The following is a 19,626-nucleotide window of genomic DNA, read 5'->3' as shown; positions in this document are numbered from 1 at the left end:
GCCAGCGTGCGCCCCGGCGAGGCCACGCTGCCCGCCACCCCACGCGCGTACACCGACATCAAGAGCTATCACGCGCACATCTACTTCGATGAGGACAGCTTCGCCAAGGCGGCCCTGCTGCGGCGCTGGGCCGCCGAACGCTTCCCGGTGGAGCTGGGCAACTGGAACCTGGAACCGCGCGGGCCGCACGTCACGCCTTCGTTCTATTTCGGCTTCACCAACGACCTGCTGCCGGTGCTGGTGCCCTGGCTGCAGCTCAACAGCCTGGGCCTGACCATCCTGATCCACCCCAATACCGGCGACGGCCGCGCCGACCATCTGCATTACGCGCTGTGGGTGAACCGCGCGCAGCCGGTGAATGCCTACAACTGGCCGACACCGAAGCCCGGCGAACGGGAGCCGCTGGAGGAAGTCTTCCCGAACGTGGTGCCGACGGTGCCGCTGGAGACCTGAGCGGGTGCGTGGCGGGGGCGGTGGGTGGCGTGCAGCGCACCTTGGGCTGCCCCTCGGTGGGTGCGTAGCTTGCTGCGCACCGAACTTCCTTCATCCACGCATGGCGTGGATCTACCGCATCACGGCCCGTTGCGGCGTCGGTCATCGCCCGGCCTTGCCGGCATCGTCGGCCTACGTGCCAGCATCCCCGGCCAGCACCACGTTCAGCGCGCCTTGATCCGGCTCCCGCCGTACAGCCGCAAGCACTCCGGCGAATTTCAAACAATCGATTGAAACACGGCAAACTTCGCCGAACTGGACAGCATCCGCCGCTTCCGCCAGACTGCCGCCCTTTCCCGTCTTCCGGATCCCATGGCGAAGCTGCTGGTCCTGCACGGCCCCAACCTCAACCTGCTCGGCACCCGCGAGCCGGAGGTCTACGGCCACACCACGCTGGCCGATATCGACCAGGCGCTGGCCGCGCAGGCGTCCGCCGCCGGGCACGCCGTGGAAAGCCTGCAGTCCAATGCCGAGCATGTTCTGGTGGACCGCGTGCAGGCCGCGCGCAACGACGGAACCGCTTTCATCCTGATCAACCCGGCCGCCTTCACCCACACCTCGGTTGCCCTGCGCGATGCGCTGGCGGCGGTGGCCGTGCCGTTCATCGAGATCCACCTGTCCAACCCGCATACCCGCGAACCGTTCCGCCAGCACAGCTACTTCAGTGACAAGGCGGTGGGCGTGGTGTGCGGCTTCGGTGCCGACAGCTACCGCTACGCGATGGACGCGGCGCTGCTGCGCGTGCAGGCGGCGGGCGCGTGATGATGCTGCCGCGCGTGCTTGCCAGCCTCGCGCTGTGCGCCAGCCTGTGCGGCGTTGCCCATGCGGGCGACCGCAGCGCCGAAGGCATCGACTGCGCGCATCCCGCCACCACGATGGAGAGCGACCTGTGCGCTTCGGACGTGGCCGCTGCTGCCGACGCCGAACTCAATTCCGCCTATGCCCTGGCGCGCCAACAGCTGCGCACACCGGCCAAAGGCGGTAGTTGCAGCTACTGCGGCGATGCCGAGCAGCAGCTGGTGCTGGCCCAACGCGCCTGGATGCAGCTGCGCGACCATGACTGCAACGCGGTCTATGCCCTCAATTCCGATGGCACGGCACGCAACGGCGCACAGATGCGCTGCCTGATCACCCTCGCGCGCGACCGTACGCGGCAGCTGCGCGAGTTCTACGAATTGCTTTGACCCGAGCGCGACGCGCTCCCCACCACACTGACATCAAGAGCAAAGAGGCCACCATGGATCTCCGCAAAATCAAGAAGCTGATCGACCTGCTGGAAGAGTCGAACCTGGCTGAAATCGAAATCAAGGAAGGCGAAGAGTCGGTGCGCCTGTCGCGCGCCCCGGTGGCCGGCTACGCCGCGCCGATGCCGGCACCGGTGTATGCCGCCCCGGCTGCCCCGGCCGCGCAGGCGATGCCGATGCAGTCGCCGACCGAAGCGTCCACCGGCGGCACTGCCAAGCCGGGCCCGGCGCTGCCGGAAGGCCACGTGCTGCGCTCGCCGATGGTCGGCACCTTCTACGCCTCGTCCGCCCCGGACAAGCCGGCCTTCGTCAGCGTCGGCCAGCAGGTCAAGGAAGGCGAGACCCTGGCCATCATCGAAGCGATGAAGATGTTCAACCCGATCGAAGCCGACAAGTCCGGCACCATCGTCGCCATCCTCGGCGAAAACGGCCAGCCGGTGGAGTTCGACCAGCCGCTGTTCGTGATCGGCTGAGGGGCACGCCATGCTCGACAAAGTCGTCATTGCCAACCGAGGGGAGATCGCGCTGCGCATCCTGCGCGCGTGCCATACCCTGGGCATCCGCACGGTGGCCGTGCATTCCACGGTCGACCGCAACCTCAAGCACGTGGCCATGGCCGACGAGTCGGTCTGCATCGGCCCGGCGCCGTCGCCGCAGAGCTACCTCAACATCCCGGCGCTGATCGCCGCCGCTGAAGTCACCGACGCCCAGGCCATCCACCCGGGCTACGGCTTCCTGTCGGAGAACGCCGACTTCGCCGAGCGCGTGGAGGAGTCCGGCTTCATCTTCATCGGCCCCAAGGCCGACACCATCCGCATGATGGGCGATAAGGTTGAAGCCATCCGCGCGATGAAGTCGGCCGGCGTGCCGTGCGTGCCCGGCTCGGGCGGCCCGCTGGGCGAAGACATCGTCGCCAACACCAAGATCGCCCGTGAGATCGGCTATCCGGTCATCATCAAGGCGGCCGGTGGCGGCGGTGGCCGCGGCATGCGCGTGGTGCACGCCGAAGCCTCGCTGAAGACCTCCATCGAAACCACCAAGAGCGAGGCCAAGGCCGCGTTCGGCAATGGCGAGGTCTACATGGAGAAGTTCCTGGAGAACCCGCGCCACGTGGAGATCCAGGTGCTGGCCGACGGCCAGGGCAACGCCATCCACCTGGGTGAGCGCGACTGCTCGATGCAGCGCCGCCACCAGAAGGTGGTGGAAGAAGCACCGGCACCGGGCATCAGCGCCGAACAGCGCGAGCAGATCGGCAAGGTGTGTACCGAAGCCTGCGTGCGCATCGGCTACCGCGGCGCCGGCACGTTCGAGTTCCTGTACGAGGACGGCCGCTTCTACTTCATCGAAATGAACACCCGCATCCAGGTGGAGCATCCGGTCACCGAAATGGTCACCGGCATCGACCTGGTGGCCGAGCAGCTGAAGATCGCCGCCGGCCAGAAGCTGTCGATCAAGCAGAGCGACGTGGTGCTCACCGGCCACGCCATCGAGTGCCGCATCAATGCCGAAGACGCCGAAACATTCGTGCCGAGCCCGGGCACCATCACCGGCTTCCATCCGCCGGGCGGCCCGGGCGTGCGCGTGGACACCCACATCTACAGTGGCTACCGCGTGCCGTCGAACTACGACTCGATGATCGGCAAGCTGATCGTGCACGGCCCGGATCGCGAAACCGCCATCGCCCGCATGCGGGTGGCGCTGAGCGAGATGGTGGTCGACGGCATCAAGACCAACATCGCGCTGCAGCAGCGGATCATGCGTGACAAGGGCTTCCAGGCCGGTGGCCAGAACATCCACTACCTGGAAAAGCGCCTGGCCGAACGCAAGAACAAGCCGATCGCGTTGACCTGATCGGTGCCACAGGCTGGATACGGAAAGGGCGGGGATTTCCCCGCCCTTTTTCGTTGTCTGTAGCGCCGAGCATGGGCTCGGCGCTACGCAAACAGGTTCAGCGCTTGTCCGCCACTTCGGCCGGAATCTGCGAATTCGCCAGTGGGCGAACGCCATTGGGTGAACTCGGGTCGACGATCACCATGGTTTCGGTGGAACCATCGGGCCAGACCACCTGGAAGGTGCTGCCGGCCGGCAGTGAGGCGAACGGCATGCCGCTCTGCGCGCGATAGACCGCCGCAACCTGGCTGGCACCGGCGCGGCGGACATCTTCCTGCGCCTTCACCGTGGTCAGTTCCACTTTTGACAGATGCCGGTAGCGATCCTCGTAGGTATCGATCATCAACAGACCGACCGCACCCGCCGAGTAAGCCACGAACAACGCCACCCAGAACCAGAATTTGGCCCCATGCAGGAATCGACGGTAGTTCATTGCCCGCCTCTCTTGCCAACCAATCGCTTGATCCACTGCTTCATCTTCCCCGAACCTTGCCGCGAAACCGCAGCGTCATACACGAAATCCCGGAAATCCTGTGCTCCATCCTGCGAACAAATCCCTCCGTTCGCACAAAAACCGTTCACCAGTACGCTGTCCGCACCACAAGGTAGACCGAGTTCACAGGCCGCAACCCGCCATGCAAGTTCGCTGAGCGGCTCACCGGCCACCTGCCCGGTCAGCGCACGATCGCCCGCTGCCCGTGCGCCCATTCCCGGCGCAATGGCCATGAAGGCTTCCGGGTCGCGCGACGCACGCACCCGCTCGACCAGATCACGGCGGTACTCGGGGCTGTCTAGCAGCGGCTCCCCTTCGGCGAACAACGAGGCCTCCGCAGCCAGGTTGCCCTGTGCGGCCGCCTTGCGCCGCTCGGCCAGCACCCGCGCGGCGCCCAGCTTGTCGCCCGGCACGAAACCACCACAGCGCTGCGCCACGCGTTCGCGTGCCTGCACCATCGCCGGCGCAGCGGTCAGCCCCAGTCCGGCCAGCACGTTGTTGTCCAGGCGATAGCCACCCGGATCAAGCGCGTACTGCGCGCAGTAGTCATAGACCCGGCTCAGCATCCAACGCGCTTCATGATTGCCGTCATCGGCCTGCACGCGCAGACGCTGCGCGTAGGCGTACAGATCGGTGGCCTCCTCGAAGTCGGCGCGCAGATCCAGCGGCAGCCCCGACGGCAGCGCGTTGCCTCGCTCGACAGCCGACAGGCGGCGTGCCAGTGCTTCGGGCACCACCGGCATCGGCGTGCTCGTGGTGTCCGCCGACAGCGCCGACGTCAGCTCCGACGGCATCGGCACCGCGGAAACGTGGCCGCTGGCCCGATACCCGACCACGCCCAGCACGGCCACCGCCGGCAGCACGAGCAACCAGGTTTTCAGGGTCGGAGCGAAGGCCATCGGCGGCAGTCAGGCGTCAGGACGCACAGGAAAGCACACAGTTTAGCAAGGCCCGGCAGCCCTGTCTGAACGGCCTTCGTTCATCTCAAGGCATACGGAGACGCCCTGATGGTCTAGCATGGCCCCCTTTCCCGCGATTGCCCCCACCGCCATGCCGTTCCTGGAACTGACCCTGCGTTGCACCGAAGCCACACAGCCCCGCTATGAAAACGCGCTTGAAGATGTGGGCGCACTGGCTGTCACCCTGCTCGATGCCGAGGCCGATACCAGCAACGAGCAGGCCATCCTTGAGCCGGGCGTGGGCGAGACCCCGCTGTGGGACACGCTGGTACTGAGCGCGCTGTTCCCCGCCGACAGCAACGCGCTGTTGCTGCTGGCTGCGCTGGAGGCCTTCGATCCGGAGCTGGACTGGAGCAGTGGCAGCTTCCGCGCGGTCGAGGATCAGGACTGGGAACGCGCCTGGCTGGACCAGTTCCAGCCGATGGATTTCGGCAGCCGTACCTGGATCGTGCCGTGGAACCATGAGCTGCCGGACGCCGCACAGGCCGCCGACGCCGCCGTGGTGCGGCTGGACCCGGGCCTGGCGTTCGGCTCGGGCACCCACCCGACCACCGCGCTGTGCCTGCGCTGGCTGGACCAGCTGGCCGTGGATGGCCAGCTGCAAGGCCAGCGCGTACTCGACTTCGGTTGCGGCTCGGGCATCCTCGCCCTGGCCGCGCTGAAGCTGGGCGCCGCTGAGGCCATCGGCGTGGACAACGATCCGCAGGCACTGGTTGCCACCGCCGACAATGCCGAGCGCAACGGCGAGCAGGCGCGCATGCAGGTGTACCTGCCGCAGGACGAGCCGGTTGCGACCTATCCGATCGTAGTCGCCAACATCCTCGCCTCGGCACTGGATGCGCTGGCCGAACTGCTGGCCGCGCGCGTCGCGACGGGCGGCCGCATCGCCCTGTCCGGCATCCTGCATGGCCAGGAAGGTGAGCTGCTGCAACGCTACGCGGCGTGGTTCGACGAACTGCAGGCCACGCAGGACGGCGACTGGATGCGCATCACCGGCGTGCGCCGCGCCTGATCGTGGTTGAATGACTGCTGGATCCGAGCCCGCGCCCTGAGCATGTCCGAGCCGAACCCGCCGCGCCGCCCCCTGGCTACCTTCCTGCGCACTGCGCCGGCGGGTGAAGCCGCACCCGCGACCGATGCGCGCATGCAGGACGACGCCACGCCCGCAGCGCCCAGGGTGGAACCTGCGGCCGATCCCATCGAGCCAATGCAACCGCCGGCGGCAGAAAGACGACACGATGATGACACTTTCATCGTGGAGGACGTCGCGTCCCTCGAACCGGCGCCGGTCGCGGTGCCGGCAGCGGTGGCTGCTGCCAGTGATGCTCCCAGTTTCCTCGGCAGCGCGCGAGCGCGCACGCTGCCGGCACCGCGCTGGCACTGGCTGCTGGTGGCAGGTCTGGCGCTGCTGCTGGTACTGCAGAGCGTGCTGGCCGACCGCGCGCGCCTGGCCGCCGACGCCGGCAACCGTGCATGGCTGGCCCCCCTGTGCGGCGTTTTCCACTGCAGCCTGCCGCCCTGGCATGAACCCACCGCGTTCACCATGACCAGCCGCGAGATCCGCCCGCTGCCCGGACAGGCCGGCGTACTGCAGGTACAGGCCAGCATCCGCAACGATGCGCGTTGGGCGCAGGCCTGGCCGGACCTTCGCCTGTCGCTGTCCGATGCCGATGGCCGGGTGATCGGCAGCGGTGTGTTCACCCCCGCGCAATACCTGGGCGAGGCCCCCGGCACGGCACCGCTGGAGCCGGGTCAGAGCGCACGCATTGCGTTCCGTGTACAGGAGCCCGCCGCATCCACTGTCGCATTCACCTTCGACTTCCTCTGACCAGGCTGAAGACGCCCAGCCGTGGCAGGTCGAGCACGCTCGCGCTAGACTGACCGCCACCACCTCGTCCGGCCGCGCGCTCCGCGCGCACGGGCCAACCGAATCGGGAACCCCCTTGAACGCTGTCCTTTCTCGTCCTGACAACAGTCGTGGCGCTCCCCGGCCACCGCTGCGTGAACACGTCGCCCAGTCCGTGCGCCGCTACCTGCGTGATCTCGATGGCTGCGACGCGGACGATGTCTACGAGATCGTGCTGCGCGAGATGGAGATCCCGTTGTTCGTGGAAGTGCTCAACCACTGCGAAGGCAACCAGAGCCGCGCCGCAGCGATGCTGGGCATCCACCGTGCCACCCTGCGCAAGAAGCTGAAGGAATACGGCATCAGCGCCTAAGCGCCGATACCGCCTTTGTAGAGTCGAGCCATGCTCGACTGCTTCTGCGCCAGGCAACCCGTGAAAAGCAGTCGAGCATGGCTCGACTCTACAAGAGCGGCTCGCCACGCCATGCGTGGATGGCGCGTCGCGGAATCAACCGCCGCCGCCCGCCTTCCAGTAGTAGCGCACCACATGGAAGAACACCGGCGCGGCGAAGCACACCGAATCCAGCCGGTCGAGCATGCCCCCGTGGCCCTCGATCATGTGGCCCCAGTCCTTGATGCCGCGGTCGCGCTTGATCGCCGACATCACCAGGCCGCCCCAGAACCCCATCAGGTTGATCAGCAGCGACAGGCCGAAGGCCTGCAGTGGCGTGAATGGCGTGATCCACCACAGCGCCGCGCCCAGCGCGCTGGCACTCAGCACGCCCCCCACGAAGCCCTCCACCGTCTTCGACGGCGACAGCTTCGGTGCGATCAGGTGCCTGCCCAGCAGCTTGCCCCAGATGTACTGCAGCACGTCCGAGGACTGCACCACGATCACCAGGAAGGCAAACAACAGCACGTTGCGCGACGGGTCATGCCCCGGCACGTGCAGGTTCAGCAGCAGCGGGACGTGCGAGATGCAGAACACGCAGATCATCAACCCCCACTGCACCTTCGCCGTGCGCTCCAGGTAGTGAGTGGTATCACCGCCGATGGTCGACAGGATCGGCAGGAACAGGAACGCGTAGACCGGAATCAGCAGCGTGTACATGCCGTACCAGTCGATCCACACCAGGTAGTACTGCCAGGGCAGCACGATGTAGAACGCTGCCAGCAGCGCGTAGTAGTCGCCCGAGCGGGTCGGCGCCAGGGTGATGAACTCGCGCAGCGCGAACAGCGAGATGATCGCGAACAGCACGATCACCCCGGCACGGCCGAAGAACAACGCCAGCCCGACCACGATCGCCATCACCCACCACGCGCGGATGCGCGAGACCAGGTTGGCGATCACCGCGCTGGGCTGCCCGCGCCGGCGCCAGCGCAGGGTCTCGGCCACCAGTGTGGCCAGCACCAGCACCGCGCCGACACCGGCAAACAGCAGGCCGGTCTGCTGGCCTACGCTCTGCGTTGCCAGATCGCCGGAGACATCCAGCACGAAACTCATGAACGGCCTCCATTGGGTGCCAGGTCCAGCAGCGCCTGCCGGCTGCGCGCCAGGAAAGCGGTCTTGTCCTCATCGGCCTGCAGCCGCAGCGGCGTACCGAAGGTGGCCGTGCACAGCAGCGGCAACGGCAGGAACCGGCCCTTGGGCATCACCCGTTTCAGGTTGTCGATCCACACCGGTACGAACTCCAGTTCCGGGCGCTGCCGCGCCAGGTGGTAAATGCCGCTCTTGAACGGCAGCAGCGGTTCGTCGCCGACATTGCGCGTGCCCTCCGGGAACAGGATCAGCGAACACCCTTCATCGACCGCTTCGCGCAGTACCTGCAACGGATCCTGCTGGCGATGCCCGGCCTCGCGCTCGACCAGCACGCCGTTGAACACCGCATCGATCAGGTAGCGGCGCAGGGCATCGCCCTGCCAGTACTCGGCCGCCGCCACCGGGCGCACCTGGCGGCGCAGCGCCGGTGGCATCGACGACCAGATCAGCACGAAGTCACCGTGGCTGGCATGGTTGCCGTAATAGACGCGGTGCTCGCTGGATGGTGCACAGCCGATCCACAGCGCGCGTGCGCCGGTCACCACATGGATCGCGCCACTGCAGGCGCGGGCAATCAGTCTGGCGAACATCGGTTCCTCCCGTTCACGTCTGCGGCCACAGCACCGCCAGCAGCAGCACCGAGAACTGCAGCAGGGTGGCCACGTACTGGCACACCAGCAGGCGCCGCATGCCGATCCAGCGCGCGTCCCAGCCACGCATCGGCGCCTGCGCATCGCGGCGACGCAGGCCGGCGGTGTGGAGGGCGGCATCCACCCGTGCGGCGGCCGCATCCCCCTGCAGGTGTTCGCGCAGCAGCAGCTGCAGCAGGCTGGCATCAAGCTGCACGCGCACCGCGTAGTACGCCTGCACCACGCCCATCGCCACGCTCAGCAACAGCAGGCCGGCGGCCATCATCGCCAGCCCCGGCTCACTACCCAGCAACAGCAGCGCCACCAGCAGCAGGCCCAGTGACAGCACGGCTGGCAGGCGGCCCTGGCGCAGCAGCAGGTGCATCATCGGCAGATCGGCAGCGTTGCTCATGCAGGGCTCTCCGGTGCGACGGCGGCCGCGATGGCCTGTAGATGACTGTCATGCAGGACGATCGACGGCCGTGCGCTGCGCACGATCGCCACCGCAGCGTCGGCATCGGTGGCACGACCACTGCACAGCAGCCAGGTCGCGACGCTGGCGGCACTGCGCGAATAGCCCAGCGCACAGCACACGAGCAGCGGCCCCTGCGCACGCAGCCGCTCGATCGCCTCGGCCGCCTCGCGCAACTGCGCCGGCGTGGGTACCACCAGGTCCAGCATCGGCACGCGGGCATAGGCCGCGCCCGGCGCACGGCAGGACAATTCGGCACAGACGTCCACCACGCCCCGCAGCGGCGGCAGCAACGCGGTGCTGGGAATGCGCCCCAGCCACACGCCGTCCATCACCGGCATCGGCTGTGGCGCACGGCGTGTCCACACTCGTGAGTTGATCCAGGCCGCACCCAGATACGGCGCCAGCAGCCAGCGTGCCGCCATCGTCAGGCGTCCATCGGCGCGCTTCTGGAACACCGCCGTGCCCAGCCCGGCGTAGGCCAGTGCCACCAGCAGCAGCGACACCACCGGCCACAGCAGCCACAGCGCTGCATCGCGCACCACCACCACTGGTACCAGTAGGGCCGTCGCCCCCAGCAGATAGAACAGCGCCATGCGCCAGCGCCTGGGGTCGCGTGCGGTGCGCCAGGCGCGCAGCGGTGGCGTGCCCTGCTCCGGCCACAGCCAGACGCATAGCCATCCCGCCAGCAGGCCGGTCGGGATGTCGATGAAATGGTGCTGGAACGTGGTCAGTACCGAAACGCCGATCAGCAGCGCCCACCCATGCAGCACCCAGCGCCAGGCGCCGTGCAGGTACTGCGCGAACTTCACCCACAGCACGATCAGCAGCACGATGTGCAGCGACGGCGCCTGGTTGAACGGCTTGTCGAAGCCCAGCAGCACATCGAACAGCCAGCCGAACACACCGCCGATCTCCGGCCGTTCGAAGCTGAAACGCAACGGCCACAGCAGGAAACACGCCACCGCGATGACCTGCGCGCTGAACAGCCGCAGCGCGTGCCGGTCCAGTTCCAGCCGTTGCCGGCACAGGAAGAACGAGATCGCATAGAACAGATCGATCGACCAGTACGGCACGATCGTCCACGGCACGAACGGAATGCGTGTCTCCCAGGCGAACGCCATCACCGGCAGCGCAGCATGGCGGCTGGCCATCCAGTTGGCGAAGCCGTAGCTGGCGAAGAAGAACGGGCCCAACAGGGCCAGCCACAACAGGGCGCGCCGCCAGGGGCGCCCCTCTGCGGCCCGCGGGGCGGCGGCGAGCGTCGCCATCACGCGGTCCGGCGTGCCAGCGACACGGTGAAGATGCCGAAGTCATCAATGCGCTGCGCCACCTTCTCGAACCCGGCCAGTCGCACCAGCTCGTCCATCTCCTGCTGGGTACGACGCCGCATCACCCACGCCGCGCCACCGCGGTGGCTGGTCAGCGCGCGGGCGATGAACTCCAGCTGCGGGTGCCAGGGCTGGCCGGTGTAGGCCAGATAACCGCCGACCGGCACCCTCGCGGCGATGCCCTGCAGCGAGCGCAATACCGCATCGTTGTCGGGGAACAGTTCGTACAGGCCCGAGACCACGGCCAGCGTCGGCGCCGGGTCCACCCTGGCCAGCTGCGCCGGATCGAACGCATCGCCCTGCTCGAAGCGGGCGATGTCGGCCGCCCCGAGCCGCTCGATCAGCGCCTGACCCTGGGTGACATTCAGGTCGCTGAAATCACGCAGCACGATGCGATCGGCGCGCTGTTCGCCCTGGCCCAGCGCTTCCAGCACGTAGCGGCCATGGCCGGCAGCCGCGTCCAGCACGCGCACCGGCGTGCCCTGCCCGCGCAGGCGCTGGGCAGCATCGCGCAGCAGTTCCTGCAGGTGCTGGCCACGCACGCGGATGCCGCGCCAGCCGATCGCATCCAGATAGTTGCGATCGACCATGCGTCCCAGCGGGCCCTTGCCACGGGCTTCGTCGCGGTAGATGTAGTCCAGCGTGCTGCCCGAATCGAAACCGGTCTGCAGCCCCAGCGCGATGCCTTCGGACAACGTGCCGCCGAAGCGCAGGCCACCGCGCACCACGCGCCAGCGCAGGTCGGCCAGGCTGTTGCGCTCTGGCGGCCACGCCAGGATTTCCGATTCCTCGAAGGTCGGCCCATGGCGGTGCGCATCGCGTCGCGACAGCTCGCGCAGCGGTTCGGCGAAACGCGCCTGGATGAAGCTGCGGATGCGTGCCAGCGCAGGCGCGCGGTCGCGCTCGCCCAGCGTGTCGTGGAAGAAGCCCGGCAGGTGCACGCGCTCCTTGATCGGGCTGGACAGGCGTTCGTAGAAGCGGTCCTGCGGGCCGCGATGCACGACGAAATCCGAACCGGACACCAGCAGCTGCACCGGCACGCTGATCGCCTGTGCGTCGGCCACGACGCGGTCGGCGGCCTCGTACAGGCCCAGCAGCACGCGCACCGAGATCGGCCGGGTGATCAGCGGATCGGTGCGGTAGCTCTGCACCCGCGCCGGGTCGTGGGTCAGCCACTGCGGCTTGACATAGCTGTTGACGAAGAAGTTGCCGCGCAGCTTCTGCATCAACGCCAGGCCCGGGCGAGCGAACGGCACGTACAGCTTCACCTTGAACGCCGGCGAGGCCATCACCAGCGCACGCAGGCGCGGCGCATAGTCGTGCACCCAGGTGGCGGCGACCACGGCGCCCACGCTCTGCGCGATCACCACGATGTCTTCCACCGCGATGCCGTGCTCGGCACCGATATGGGCGATGAAGCTGTCCAGATCGCGCACAAGCGCCGGGAAGCCCGGTGCATCGCCACGCGCACCCGGCGAACGGCCGTTACCGCGCGCATCCCAGGCGAAGAAGGCGGTGTCGGGCAGGTCCAGCTCATCGACCAGGTGGGTGACGCGCCCGGAGTGCTCGTGGCCGCGGTGCAGCAGCACGATGGCCTTGGTGGCCGGCGTTGCGGTGGTGCCCGCCCAGTACCGGTAGAACAGCGCTACCTGGTCGAAGCTGTGGAATTCCCGTTCCTGCGCCTGACGCATGCAATCTCCTGATTGTCTTTTTGTATCTGCTTGATTAATTAGGCGAAACCGCCGCTTCCCGCAGTCCGCGACGGACGCGGTTGATCATGGTCAGCATGCACAGCGCCGCCATGGCCGCAGCCACGCCAGTGACCGCCATCGCGCCAACCCACTCAAACGCCAGCAGCAGGCCCAGCGCACCGATCACGAACGCGCGGTCGCTCTTGCCCATCGGGCCGTCGTAGCGGCGGCTGGCACCAACCATCAGCCCCAGCACGCCGGCGTACTCGCTCAGCGCCGCCGTCCAGGCCAGCAGCCACAGCGCTTCCGGGCGCACGCCCGGCACGCTGAGCAGGCTCAGGTACAGCGCGGCGTCGGCGACCACATCGCACAGTTCGTTCAGATAGGCACCCAGCCGCGACTGCTGGCCGAACTCGCGGGCCAGCATGCCGTCCACCGCGTTGAGTGCCATGCGCAGCAGCATCCACAACGGCAGCAGCAGGTACAGCAGCGGCTGGGCCGGGGCGCAGCACCACACCGCAGCGGCCACCAGCAGCGAGACCACGGCAGCGGCCACGGTCACCGCGTTGGCGGTGACCCCCATGCGGAACAGGCCGCGTACGGCTGGACGCAACAGGTCCTGGAAACGTCCCTTCAATGCATAGATCGACATGATCCGAAGCCGCTGATCCTTGGCAGTTCGGGCACAGCCTACCCGATTGCGGCAGTGCGCCCCATCCAATTGCTTGCAGGCCGCCCCGGCCCAGGGTGTGCTGAAGGCGGCCGCAGGGCCGTCGGCGCCAGCCGATTTTGCCCGCCAGCGCCCGCCACCGGCCCCCACCGCCTACAATATCGGCCCCGCTCCGCTGCCGATTCTGTCCCATGACTGCTGATCTGTTGCCCGTCCGTCGGGCCCTCCTCTCCGTTTCCGACAAGACCGGCCTGGCCGAGTTGGCCACTGCGCTGGCTGCACGCGGCGTGGAGCTGCTGTCCACCGGCGGCACCGCCAAGGCCATTCGCGACATGGGCTTGGCCGTGAAGGACGTGGCCGACGTTACTGGCTTCCCGGAGATGATGGACGGCCGGGTCAAGACCCTGCACCCGATGGTGCACGGCGGCCTGCTGGGTCGTTCGGGCCTGGATGATGCAGTGATGGCCGAGCACGGCATCGGTGCCATCGACCTGCTGGTACTGAACCTGTACCCGTTCGAATCGGTCACCGCCAAGGCCGACTGCACCCTGGCCGACGCGGTCGAGAACATCGACATCGGCGGCCCGGCCATGCTGCGTTCGGCAGCCAAGAACTTCGCCCGCGTGGCGGTGGCCACCGACCCGTCGCAGTACGCCGAACTGCTGGCCTCGCTGGACGCCAACGACGGCCAGCTGAGCGCCGCCACCCGCTTCGCGTTCTCGGTGGCCGCGTTCAACCGCGTCGCCCAGTACGACGCGGCAATCAGCAACTACCTGTCGGCGGTCACCGCCACCGACGCCGCGGTACCGGCGCGTGCCGAGTACCCGGCGCAGATGAACTCCACCTTCGTGAAGGTGATGGACCTGCGCTACGGCGAAAACCCGCACCAGAGCGGCGCGTTCTACCGCGACCTGTACCCGGTGCCGGGCACGCTGGCCACGTTCCAGCAGCTGCAGGGCAAGGAACTGAGCTACAACAACCTGGCCGATGCCGATGCAGCGTGGGAATGCGTGCGCCAGTTCGACGCGCCGGCCTGCGTCATCGTCAAGCACGCCAACCCGTGCGGCGTGGCCGTCGGTGCCGGCAACGGCGATGCCTACGAGCTGGCCTACGCCACCGACCCGACCAGCGCCTTCGGCGGCATCATCGCCTTCAACAAACCGCTGGACGCCGCCACCGCCAAGGTGATCCTGGACCGCCAGTTCGTCGAAGTGCTGATTGCCCCGGACTACGAGCCGGCCGCGCTGGAATACGCGCAGAAGAAGGCCAACGTGCGCGTGCTGCGCATCCCGCACGGCGATGGCCTGAACAACTTCGACAGCAAGCGCGTCGGCTCGGGCCTGCTGCTGCAGTCCTCGGACAACCGCGGCATGACCCGTGATGAACTGAAGGTGGTCAGCAAACTGGCGCCGACCGACAAGCAGTTCACCGACCTGCTGTTCGCCTGGAAGGTGGCCAAGTTCGTGAAGTCCAACGCGATCGTCTACGCCAGGGACAACCGCACGATCGGCGTGGGTGCCGGCCAGATGAGCCGTGTGTACTCGGCGCGCATCGCCGGCATCAAGGCCGCCGATGCGAACCTGGTGGTCGAGGGCTCGGTGATGGCCTCCGACGCGTTCTTCCCGTTCCGCGACGGCATCGACGCCGCCGCTGCCGCTGGCATCAAGGCGGTGATCCAGCCGGGCGGTTCGATGCGCGATGCCGAAGTGATCGCCGCCGCCGACGAACATGGCCTGGCCATGGTGTTCACCGGCGTGCGCCACTTCCGTCATTGATACTGGAGCGACACGGATGTCCGCAGTTTCGATGAAATCGCTGGCCGCCCTCGCCCTCGCGGGTGCGGCCGTACTGGCGGGCTGCAAGCCTGCGGGCGAGCCCAGCGTGGCGCCGAAGGTGGATGCGCCTTCGGTCGCCCCCGCCTCACCGGCACAGCATGTCAGCCGCACCGCACGACTGCAGGCTTTCCTGGTCCAGCGTTACGGCAGCAACGCCAAGCTCTCCGGTGAATGGCGCGGCAGCTGGACCGACGATGGCGACACCCATGCGATGGACTGGCAGGTCTGCGCGGAACAACCGGTAGTGAGCGGTGACAGCTGGCAACAGCTGCTGGCCGTGTGCGGTGCGCTGGTCGATGGCGCACACATCGACCCGGGCACCATCGAGTTCTTCGTGCTGCGCCCCAAAGGCGATGGCTTCGAAGTGAGCAGCGAACTGACCGGCGAGCGTTTCGGCAGCGGCGGCCAACCCGGCACCGCCAGCATCATCCGCGCCGGTAGCGACTTCTATGGCTTCCGTGTCGAGGACGGCTGGTTCGGCCAGGGCTTCTCGCTGATCTCGCAATCGCTGATCCTGCCCGGCCCGAACGGCCTGGTCTCCGGTGGCAGCGTGCGCAGCCATATCGACAATGACGCCCAGTACGAGTGCGACGACGTCGACGCCAATGCCGATCCTGAAACGTCGGAAGACTGCCGCAGCCGCCGCTTCAGCATCGATTTCGCACTGCGTTTCGACGACAGTGACCGCAGCGCGCGCACCTGGCCGCTGCTGATCGAGGAGACCGGCACCACCTGTGGCGGCAAACCAGTCCGCCAGCAGCACCGCTTCACCCTGGACAGCAAGACCTGGACCTATTCCTTCCCCGAAGCGCTGCGACGCGAAGGCTGCGAGTGAGCCACGCGCGCCGCCGGGGATACCGATCTTCCCTTCCCACGCAATCTGGAATCTCGTGATGAACGTACTTGTCATCGGCTCTGGCGGCCGCGAACACGCCCTGGCATGGAAGCTGGCCCAGTCCTCCCGTGTCACCGAAGTGATCGTGGCGCCCGGCAACGCCGGCACCGCCAACGAAGACAAGTGCCGCAACGTGGCGGTGAAGGTCACCGACATTGATGGCCTGCTCGCGCTGGCCCAGGCCGAAGGCGTGGCGCTGACCGTGGTCGGCCCGGAAGTGCCGCTGGTAGCCGGCGTGGTTGACCGCTTCCGCGCCGCCGGCCTGCGCATCTTCGGGCCGACCGCTGCCGCCGCGCAGCTGGAAGGCAGCAAGGCCTACGCCAAGGACTTCCTGGCCCGCCACAACATTCCCACCGCGTTCTATGCCGTGCACACCGAGGTGGATGCCGCGCTGGCCTATATCCGCGAGAAGGGCGCACCGATCGTGGTCAAGGCCGATGGCCTGGCCGCCGGCAAGGGCGTGATCGTGGCAATGACGCTGGCCGAAGCCGAGGACGCGGTGCGTGACATGCTCTCGGGCAACGCGTTCGGTGATGCCGGTGCACGCGTGGTCATCGAGGAATTCCTCGACGGCGAGGAAGCCAGCTTCATTTCGATGGTGGACGGCGTGCATGCGCTGCCGATGGCCACCTCGCAGGACCACAAGCGCGTCGGCGACGGCGACACCGGCCCGAACACCGGCGGCATGGGCGCCTATTCGCCGGCCCCGGTGGTCACGCCGGAGGTACACGCGCGGGTGATGCGCGAGGTGGTGAACCCGACCGTGCAGGGCATGATCGCCGACGGCATCCCGTTCACCGGCTTCCTCTATGCCGGCCTGATGATCGACGCCAGCGGCGCGCCGAAGGTGATCGAATTCAACGTGCGCTTTGGCGACCCGGAAACCCAGCCGGTGATGCTGCGCCTGCAGTCGGACCTGGTGGAGCTGGTGGAAGCGGCCATCGACGGCCGCCTGGACCAGATCGAAGCACAGTGGGATGCACGGCCGTCGCTGGGCGTTGTGATGGCCGCCAGGCCGTACCCGGAATCGCCGGTTACCGGTGACGTCATTTCCGGCCTCGGTGACGTGCCGGCCAGTGCCAAGGTGTTCCATGCCGGCACCACGCTGGACGCGCAGGGCCAGGTGCTCAGTGCCGGCGGTCGCGTGCTGTGCGTGGCGGCGCTGGGCGACAGCGTGCGCGACGCACAGGCGAATGCGTATGCGGGCGTGGCCAAGGTGACCTGGGCCAATGAGTTCCACCGCAACGACATCGGCTGGCGCGCGATCGCACGCGAGGGCTGAGGCAGTCACGGCATCGGGACATCCACGCATGGCGTGGATTGAATAGCGCCGAAACGAACGGGCCCGGCAATGCCGGGCCCTTGCTTTACAGGACTGCTTCGAGTCCCTTCCGATCAATCAGGTTCAGCAGTTTCAGTGAGGGCCCGCTGGGCTTCTTCTCGCCTTGCTCCCAACTGCGCACCGTGGAGACGCTGGTGTTCAGCACCCCGGCAAACACTGGCTGGCTGAGCTGCAACGATGTACGCAGCGCGCGGATCTGGGCACTGCTGTATTCGGGAACAGGCTCAAGGCACAGCGCCTCGTAGCTGCTCAACCGACGTTTGTCGATGAAGCCGTGCGCATGCAGATTCACGGCCGCATCGTGCACCGCCTCAAGCAGCAAACTTTTTGCGCGCCTTCGCTCAGGGGCCTTTGCCATGGCAGATCTCCTGTAGATCCCCGTACTCCACGGCACGCTTCAGCTGTGCCGGACTCATTTTCAGGAACTCCGATGCATACAACTGCAGTGCATCTCGTTCCGCATTCGTGATCGCGGCGCGTTCGTTCTTTTCATATCCGAAAAGAAAGAACCAATGCCCGCCTCGCTGTGTTGCGACGATGGTTCGAGCGCTTCCGCGCTTTCCTCGTCCCGGCAACGCGACGCGCTTCTTGAAGAGGCCTCCGCCAAGATCTGCATCCACCAGACCCGCTTCCATTTCCCTTACCGACTGACACAAGGCAGCGTCAGACAGCACGGTCCTGCGCATGCTGCGGTTGAAACTTCGGGTGCGGAAAACGCGTGGCATGATCATACCGTGCCACCCAGTGGTACGGCGTGAACATCAGGATCCAGCGCAGGACCCGGTCGGCGCAATCACCGTCCTGGCGTCAGGGCATCCACGCATGGCGTGGATGCGCCCCACAAACGTGAAAGGCCCGGCATTGCCGGGCCTTTCTCCATTCCAACGCCACCCCGCCTTACGTGGTGAACAGCGCCTTCATCTTCTTCAGCGCGTTCGCCTCGACCTGGCGGATGCGCTCGGCCGACACGCCGTACTCGTCGGCCAGCTCCTGCAGCGTCACCTTGCTGTCGGCATCCAGCCAGCGGCGGCGGATGATGTCGCGCGAACGGGCATCCAGCTCGGCCAGGCCTTCGCGCAGCAGCTGCATCTGGTTGTCTTCGCTGTCGGCACGCTCGTAGGCCATCGACGGGTCTTCGTCGTTGGCAACCAGGAACGCGGCCGGCGACGGCGGCGCGTGTTCGTTGTCCTCGTCGGTCGGCGCATCGAAACCGATATCGCGACCGGACAGGCGCGATTCCATTTCCATGACCTCACGCTCGGACACGTTCAGGTCCTTGGCCACCGCGCTGACTTCGGCCGCGTTCATCCAGCCCAGGCGCGTCTTCGACTTGCGCAGGTTGAAGAACAGCTTGCGCTGCGCCTTGGTGGTGGCGACCTTCACGATGCGCCAGTTCTTCAGGATGAACTCGTGCATCTCGGCACGGATCCAGTGCACGGCGAAGGACACCAGGCGCACGCCCATGTCCGGGTCGAAGCGCTTGACCGCCTTCATCAGGCCGATGTTGCCTTCCTGGATCAGGTCGCCCAGCGCAAGGCCGTAACCGTTGTAACCGCGGGCCACGTGCACCACGAAGCGCAGGTGCGAATGCACCAGCTCGCGGGCGGCGTCCAGATCGTTGCCGTCGCGGAAGCGACGGGCCAGGTCCTGTTCGTCATCGACCGACAGCACCGGGATCTGGTGCACGGCACCGATGTAGGCGTCCAGCGAACCGAGCGCACTGGGAATCGGGAGATTGTTTGCCACAAGGGCAGTAGAGGTGTTCTGGCTCATAGGCACCCATCTTAGCAGTCCGGGATTTGGACTGCTAAAGGAGGAAAAAGTTCCAGCATCCTATTGATGCAACACTGGTCCCAAACAGAGCCCTACCGTAGCGCGATTTGATGACAGTGGCGAGCACGCTTTTCGGGATTCACAATCCCTTGGAATTCAAGCAATTACCCACCAGAAACCGGCCGATTCCGGTCAAGCGGAGCTGAACGGGCTGCCTCGAAGGCCCATTCAGGGCCGGGGACGTTGCCCGATGTTCAGGCCCAGCCGGCCGCGGGCGCTCAAAGCGCCGAACGAGGCGGCAGCGACCAGTCGATCGGGGCCTGGCCGCGGCGCTGCAGGTACTCGTTGGCCATCGAAAAATGCCGGCAGCCGAGGAAGCCGCGGTGGGCCGACAACGGCGACGGATGCGGCGACTTCAGCACGCGATGGCGGCGGGTGTCGATGACCTTGCCCTTCTGCTGCGCATAGGCGCCCCAGAGCATGAACACCAGGCCTTCGCGTTCGCGGTTGAGCACGTCCACCAC

At 67.1% G+C, this 19,626-nt stretch carries 23 protein-coding genes; 11 read left to right on the top strand and 12 right to left on the bottom strand.

Going from position 1 to position 19,626, the window contains the following annotated elements:
* The 5 genes from QRO93_RS16870 to accC all read left to right on the top strand — a co-directional run.
* On the top strand, nt 1-453 hold a 453-nt coding region (locus QRO93_RS16870), incomplete at its 5' end, for a DOPA 4,5-dioxygenase family protein (RefSeq protein ID WP_285304290.1).
* Nucleotides 454-804: 351 nt separating this feature from the next.
* Nucleotides 805-1,254 (top strand): type II 3-dehydroquinate dehydratase, encoded by a 450-nt coding sequence (gene aroQ, locus QRO93_RS16865; RefSeq protein ID WP_180879911.1) that lies wholly within the window; start codon nt 805-807, stop codon nt 1,252-1,254.
* The gene (locus QRO93_RS16860) at nt 1,254-1,676 is read left to right on the top strand and encodes a lysozyme inhibitor LprI family protein (protein WP_180879954.1); all 423 of its coding nucleotides are present in this window, start codon (nt 1,254-1,256) and stop codon (nt 1,674-1,676) included. The genes aroQ and QRO93_RS16860 overlap by 1 nt, the downstream gene beginning before the upstream one ends.
* A gap of 53 nt (nt 1,677-1,729) precedes the next feature.
* A complete protein-coding gene (gene accB, locus QRO93_RS16855; protein WP_008265096.1) occupies nt 1,730-2,209 on the top strand; it encodes an acetyl-CoA carboxylase biotin carboxyl carrier protein in 480 nt (159 codons plus the stop codon).
* Nucleotides 2,210-2,219: 10 nt separating this feature from the next.
* Nucleotides 2,220-3,587, top strand: coding sequence for an acetyl-CoA carboxylase biotin carboxylase subunit (gene accC, locus QRO93_RS16850; protein WP_006473295.1), 1,368 nt, complete (start codon nt 2,220-2,222; stop codon nt 3,585-3,587).
* Between the two features lie 97 nt (nt 3,588-3,684).
* On the opposite strand, the gene QRO93_RS16845 is transcribed toward accC, so the two are convergent.
* Nucleotides 3,685-4,059, bottom strand: coding sequence for a hypothetical protein (locus QRO93_RS16845; protein WP_053450952.1), 375 nt, complete (start codon nt 4,057-4,059; stop codon nt 3,685-3,687).
* Nucleotides 4,056-5,018, bottom strand: coding sequence for a hypothetical protein (locus tag QRO93_RS16840; protein WP_180879909.1), 963 nt, complete (start codon nt 5,016-5,018; stop codon nt 4,056-4,058). Before QRO93_RS16840 ends, QRO93_RS16845 begins: the two co-directional genes overlap by 4 nt.
* Nucleotides 5,019-5,169: 151 nt before the next feature.
* Here QRO93_RS16840 and prmA point away from each other — a divergent pair, with 151 nt between their 5' ends.
* The 3 genes from prmA (at nt 5,170) to fis (ending at nt 7,297) form a co-directional block, all read left to right on the top strand.
* Nucleotides 5,170-6,090 carry a 50S ribosomal protein L11 methyltransferase gene (gene prmA, locus QRO93_RS16835; protein ID WP_164086871.1) on the top strand — a complete coding sequence of 307 codons (921 nt, stop codon included), beginning with the start codon at nt 5,170-5,172 and terminating at the stop codon, nt 6,088-6,090.
* 42 nt (nt 6,091-6,132) lie between these two features.
* Nucleotides 6,133-6,906 (top strand): DUF3426 domain-containing protein, encoded by a 774-nt coding sequence (locus QRO93_RS16830; protein ID WP_180879907.1) that lies wholly within the window; start codon nt 6,133-6,135, stop codon nt 6,904-6,906.
* Nucleotides 6,907-7,021: 115 nt separating this feature from the next.
* Entirely contained in the window at nt 7,022-7,297 is a 276-nt protein-coding gene (fis, locus tag QRO93_RS16825) for a DNA-binding transcriptional regulator Fis (RefSeq protein ID WP_005419706.1), read from the top strand.
* 135 nt (nt 7,298-7,432) lie between these two features.
* On the opposite strand, the gene QRO93_RS16820 is transcribed toward fis, so the two are convergent.
* From QRO93_RS16820 to QRO93_RS16795, 6 genes are read right to left on the bottom strand one after another with little or no spacing between them, the layout of a single operon-like run.
* Complete coding sequence (locus tag QRO93_RS16820) at nt 7,433-8,428, bottom strand: phosphatidate cytidylyltransferase (protein ID WP_053450956.1); 996 nt, start codon at nt 8,426-8,428, stop codon at nt 7,433-7,435.
* Complete coding sequence (locus tag QRO93_RS16815; RefSeq protein WP_164086849.1) at nt 8,425-9,054, bottom strand: 1-acyl-sn-glycerol-3-phosphate acyltransferase; 630 nt, start codon at nt 9,052-9,054, stop codon at nt 8,425-8,427. The genes QRO93_RS16820 and QRO93_RS16815 overlap by 4 nt, the downstream gene beginning before the upstream one ends.
* 13 nt (nt 9,055-9,067) lie before the next feature.
* The gene (locus tag QRO93_RS16810; protein WP_053450958.1) at nt 9,068-9,505 is read right to left on the bottom strand and encodes a hypothetical protein; all 438 of its coding nucleotides are present in this window, start codon (nt 9,503-9,505) and stop codon (nt 9,068-9,070) included.
* Nucleotides 9,502-10,836 (bottom strand): phosphatase PAP2/dual specificity phosphatase family protein, encoded by a 1,335-nt coding sequence (locus QRO93_RS16805; RefSeq protein ID WP_180879905.1) that lies wholly within the window; start codon nt 10,834-10,836, stop codon nt 9,502-9,504. Before QRO93_RS16805 ends, QRO93_RS16810 begins: the two co-directional genes overlap by 4 nt.
* Nucleotides 10,836-12,587: a bifunctional alpha/beta hydrolase/class I SAM-dependent methyltransferase gene (locus QRO93_RS16800; RefSeq protein WP_180879903.1), complete on the bottom strand. Its 1,752-nt coding sequence runs from the start codon at nt 12,585-12,587 to the stop codon at nt 10,836-10,838. Before QRO93_RS16800 ends, QRO93_RS16805 begins: the two co-directional genes overlap by 1 nt.
* 34 nt (nt 12,588-12,621) lie before the next feature.
* On the bottom strand, nt 12,622-13,239 hold the full coding sequence (locus QRO93_RS16795) for a CDP-alcohol phosphatidyltransferase family protein (RefSeq protein WP_180879901.1): 618 nt from the start codon (nt 13,237-13,239) through the stop codon (nt 12,622-12,624).
* A 209-nt stretch (nt 13,240-13,448) separates the two neighbouring features.
* On the opposite strand from QRO93_RS16795, the gene purH reads away from it, so the two are divergent.
* From purH to purD, 3 genes are read left to right on the top strand one after another with little or no spacing between them, the layout of a single operon-like run.
* The gene (gene purH, locus QRO93_RS16790) at nt 13,449-15,032 is read left to right on the top strand and encodes a bifunctional phosphoribosylaminoimidazolecarboxamide formyltransferase/IMP cyclohydrolase (protein WP_053510962.1); all 1,584 of its coding nucleotides are present in this window, start codon (nt 13,449-13,451) and stop codon (nt 15,030-15,032) included.
* A gap of 16 nt (nt 15,033-15,048) precedes the next feature.
* A complete protein-coding gene (locus tag QRO93_RS16785; protein ID WP_180879899.1) occupies nt 15,049-15,927 on the top strand; it encodes a hypothetical protein in 879 nt (292 codons plus the stop codon).
* Nucleotides 15,928-15,985: 58 nt separating this feature from the next.
* Entirely contained in the window at nt 15,986-17,269 is a 1,284-nt protein-coding gene (gene purD / locus QRO93_RS16780; RefSeq protein ID WP_053450964.1) for a phosphoribosylamine--glycine ligase, read from the top strand.
* A gap of 85 nt (nt 17,270-17,354) precedes the next feature.
* Here the strand turns inward: purD and QRO93_RS16775 are convergent, their stop codons facing one another.
* The 4 genes from QRO93_RS16775 to QRO93_RS16760 form a co-directional block, all read right to left on the bottom strand.
* Nucleotides 17,355-17,687 (bottom strand): DNA-binding transcriptional regulator, encoded by a 333-nt coding sequence (locus tag QRO93_RS16775; protein ID WP_164241335.1) that lies wholly within the window; start codon nt 17,685-17,687, stop codon nt 17,355-17,357.
* On the bottom strand, nt 17,671-18,060 hold the full coding sequence (locus QRO93_RS16770; RefSeq protein WP_164086853.1) for a type II toxin-antitoxin system RelE/ParE family toxin: 390 nt from the start codon (nt 18,058-18,060) through the stop codon (nt 17,671-17,673). Before QRO93_RS16770 ends, QRO93_RS16775 begins: the two co-directional genes overlap by 17 nt.
* 166 nt (nt 18,061-18,226) lie before the next feature.
* Nucleotides 18,227-19,102: an RNA polymerase sigma factor RpoH gene (gene rpoH, locus QRO93_RS16765; RefSeq protein WP_285304289.1), complete on the bottom strand. Its 876-nt coding sequence runs from the start codon at nt 19,100-19,102 to the stop codon at nt 18,227-18,229.
* 278 nt (nt 19,103-19,380) lie between these two features.
* Nucleotides 19,381-19,626: uracil-DNA glycosylase family protein (locus tag QRO93_RS16760; RefSeq protein ID WP_285304288.1), on the bottom strand; the 246-nt coding region annotated here is incomplete at its 5' end.

This window comes from Stenotrophomonas maltophilia group sp. Smal17 (assembly GCF_030237045.1).
GTDB lineage: Bacteria > Pseudomonadota > Gammaproteobacteria > Xanthomonadales > Xanthomonadaceae > Stenotrophomonas > Stenotrophomonas forensis.
Note: the sequence above shows the minus strand (reverse complement) of the source record. Positions and strands in the feature narration are given on the sequence as shown.

Excerpts from the sequence above, each read along its gene's own strand:
- aroQ (WP_180879911.1), top strand. The coding sequence starts at position 805 with ATGGCGAAGCTGCTGGTCCTGCACGGCCCCAACCTCAACCTGCTCGGC.
- QRO93_RS16860 (WP_180879954.1), top strand. The coding sequence starts at position 1,254 with ATGATGCTGCCGCGCGTGCTTGCCAGCCTCGCGCTGTGCGCCAGCCTG.
- accB (WP_008265096.1), top strand. The coding sequence starts at position 1,730 with ATGGATCTCCGCAAAATCAAGAAGCTGATCGACCTGCTGGAAGAGTCG.
- accC (WP_006473295.1), top strand. The coding sequence starts at position 2,220 with ATGCTCGACAAAGTCGTCATTGCCAACCGAGGGGAGATCGCGCTGCGC.
- QRO93_RS16845 (WP_053450952.1), bottom strand. The coding sequence starts at position 4,059 with ATGAACTACCGTCGATTCCTGCATGGGGCCAAATTCTGGTTCTGGGTG.
- QRO93_RS16840 (WP_180879909.1), bottom strand. The coding sequence starts at position 5,018 with ATGGCCTTCGCTCCGACCCTGAAAACCTGGTTGCTCGTGCTGCCGGCG.
- prmA (WP_164086871.1), top strand. The coding sequence starts at position 5,170 with ATGCCGTTCCTGGAACTGACCCTGCGTTGCACCGAAGCCACACAGCCC.
- QRO93_RS16830 (WP_180879907.1), top strand. The coding sequence starts at position 6,133 with ATGTCCGAGCCGAACCCGCCGCGCCGCCCCCTGGCTACCTTCCTGCGC.
- QRO93_RS16820 (WP_053450956.1), bottom strand. The coding sequence starts at position 8,428 with ATGAGTTTCGTGCTGGATGTCTCCGGCGATCTGGCAACGCAGAGCGTA.
- QRO93_RS16815 (WP_164086849.1), bottom strand. The coding sequence starts at position 9,054 with ATGTTCGCCAGACTGATTGCCCGCGCCTGCAGTGGCGCGATCCATGTG.
- QRO93_RS16810 (WP_053450958.1), bottom strand. The coding sequence starts at position 9,505 with ATGAGCAACGCTGCCGATCTGCCGATGATGCACCTGCTGCTGCGCCAG.
- QRO93_RS16805 (WP_180879905.1), bottom strand. The coding sequence starts at position 10,836 with ATGGCGACGCTCGCCGCCGCCCCGCGGGCCGCAGAGGGGCGCCCCTGG.
- QRO93_RS16800 (WP_180879903.1), bottom strand. The coding sequence starts at position 12,587 with ATGCGTCAGGCGCAGGAACGGGAATTCCACAGCTTCGACCAGGTAGCG.
- QRO93_RS16795 (WP_180879901.1), bottom strand. The coding sequence starts at position 13,239 with ATGTCGATCTATGCATTGAAGGGACGTTTCCAGGACCTGTTGCGTCCA.
- purH (WP_053510962.1), top strand. The coding sequence starts at position 13,449 with ATGACTGCTGATCTGTTGCCCGTCCGTCGGGCCCTCCTCTCCGTTTCC.
- QRO93_RS16785 (WP_180879899.1), top strand. The coding sequence starts at position 15,049 with ATGTCCGCAGTTTCGATGAAATCGCTGGCCGCCCTCGCCCTCGCGGGT.
- purD (WP_053450964.1), top strand. The coding sequence starts at position 15,986 with ATGAACGTACTTGTCATCGGCTCTGGCGGCCGCGAACACGCCCTGGCA.
- QRO93_RS16775 (WP_164241335.1), bottom strand. The coding sequence starts at position 17,687 with ATGGCAAAGGCCCCTGAGCGAAGGCGCGCAAAAAGTTTGCTGCTTGAG.
- QRO93_RS16770 (WP_164086853.1), bottom strand. The coding sequence starts at position 18,060 with ATGATCATGCCACGCGTTTTCCGCACCCGAAGTTTCAACCGCAGCATG.
- rpoH (WP_285304289.1), bottom strand. The coding sequence starts at position 19,102 with ATGAGCCAGAACACCTCTACTGCCCTTGTGGCAAACAATCTCCCGATT.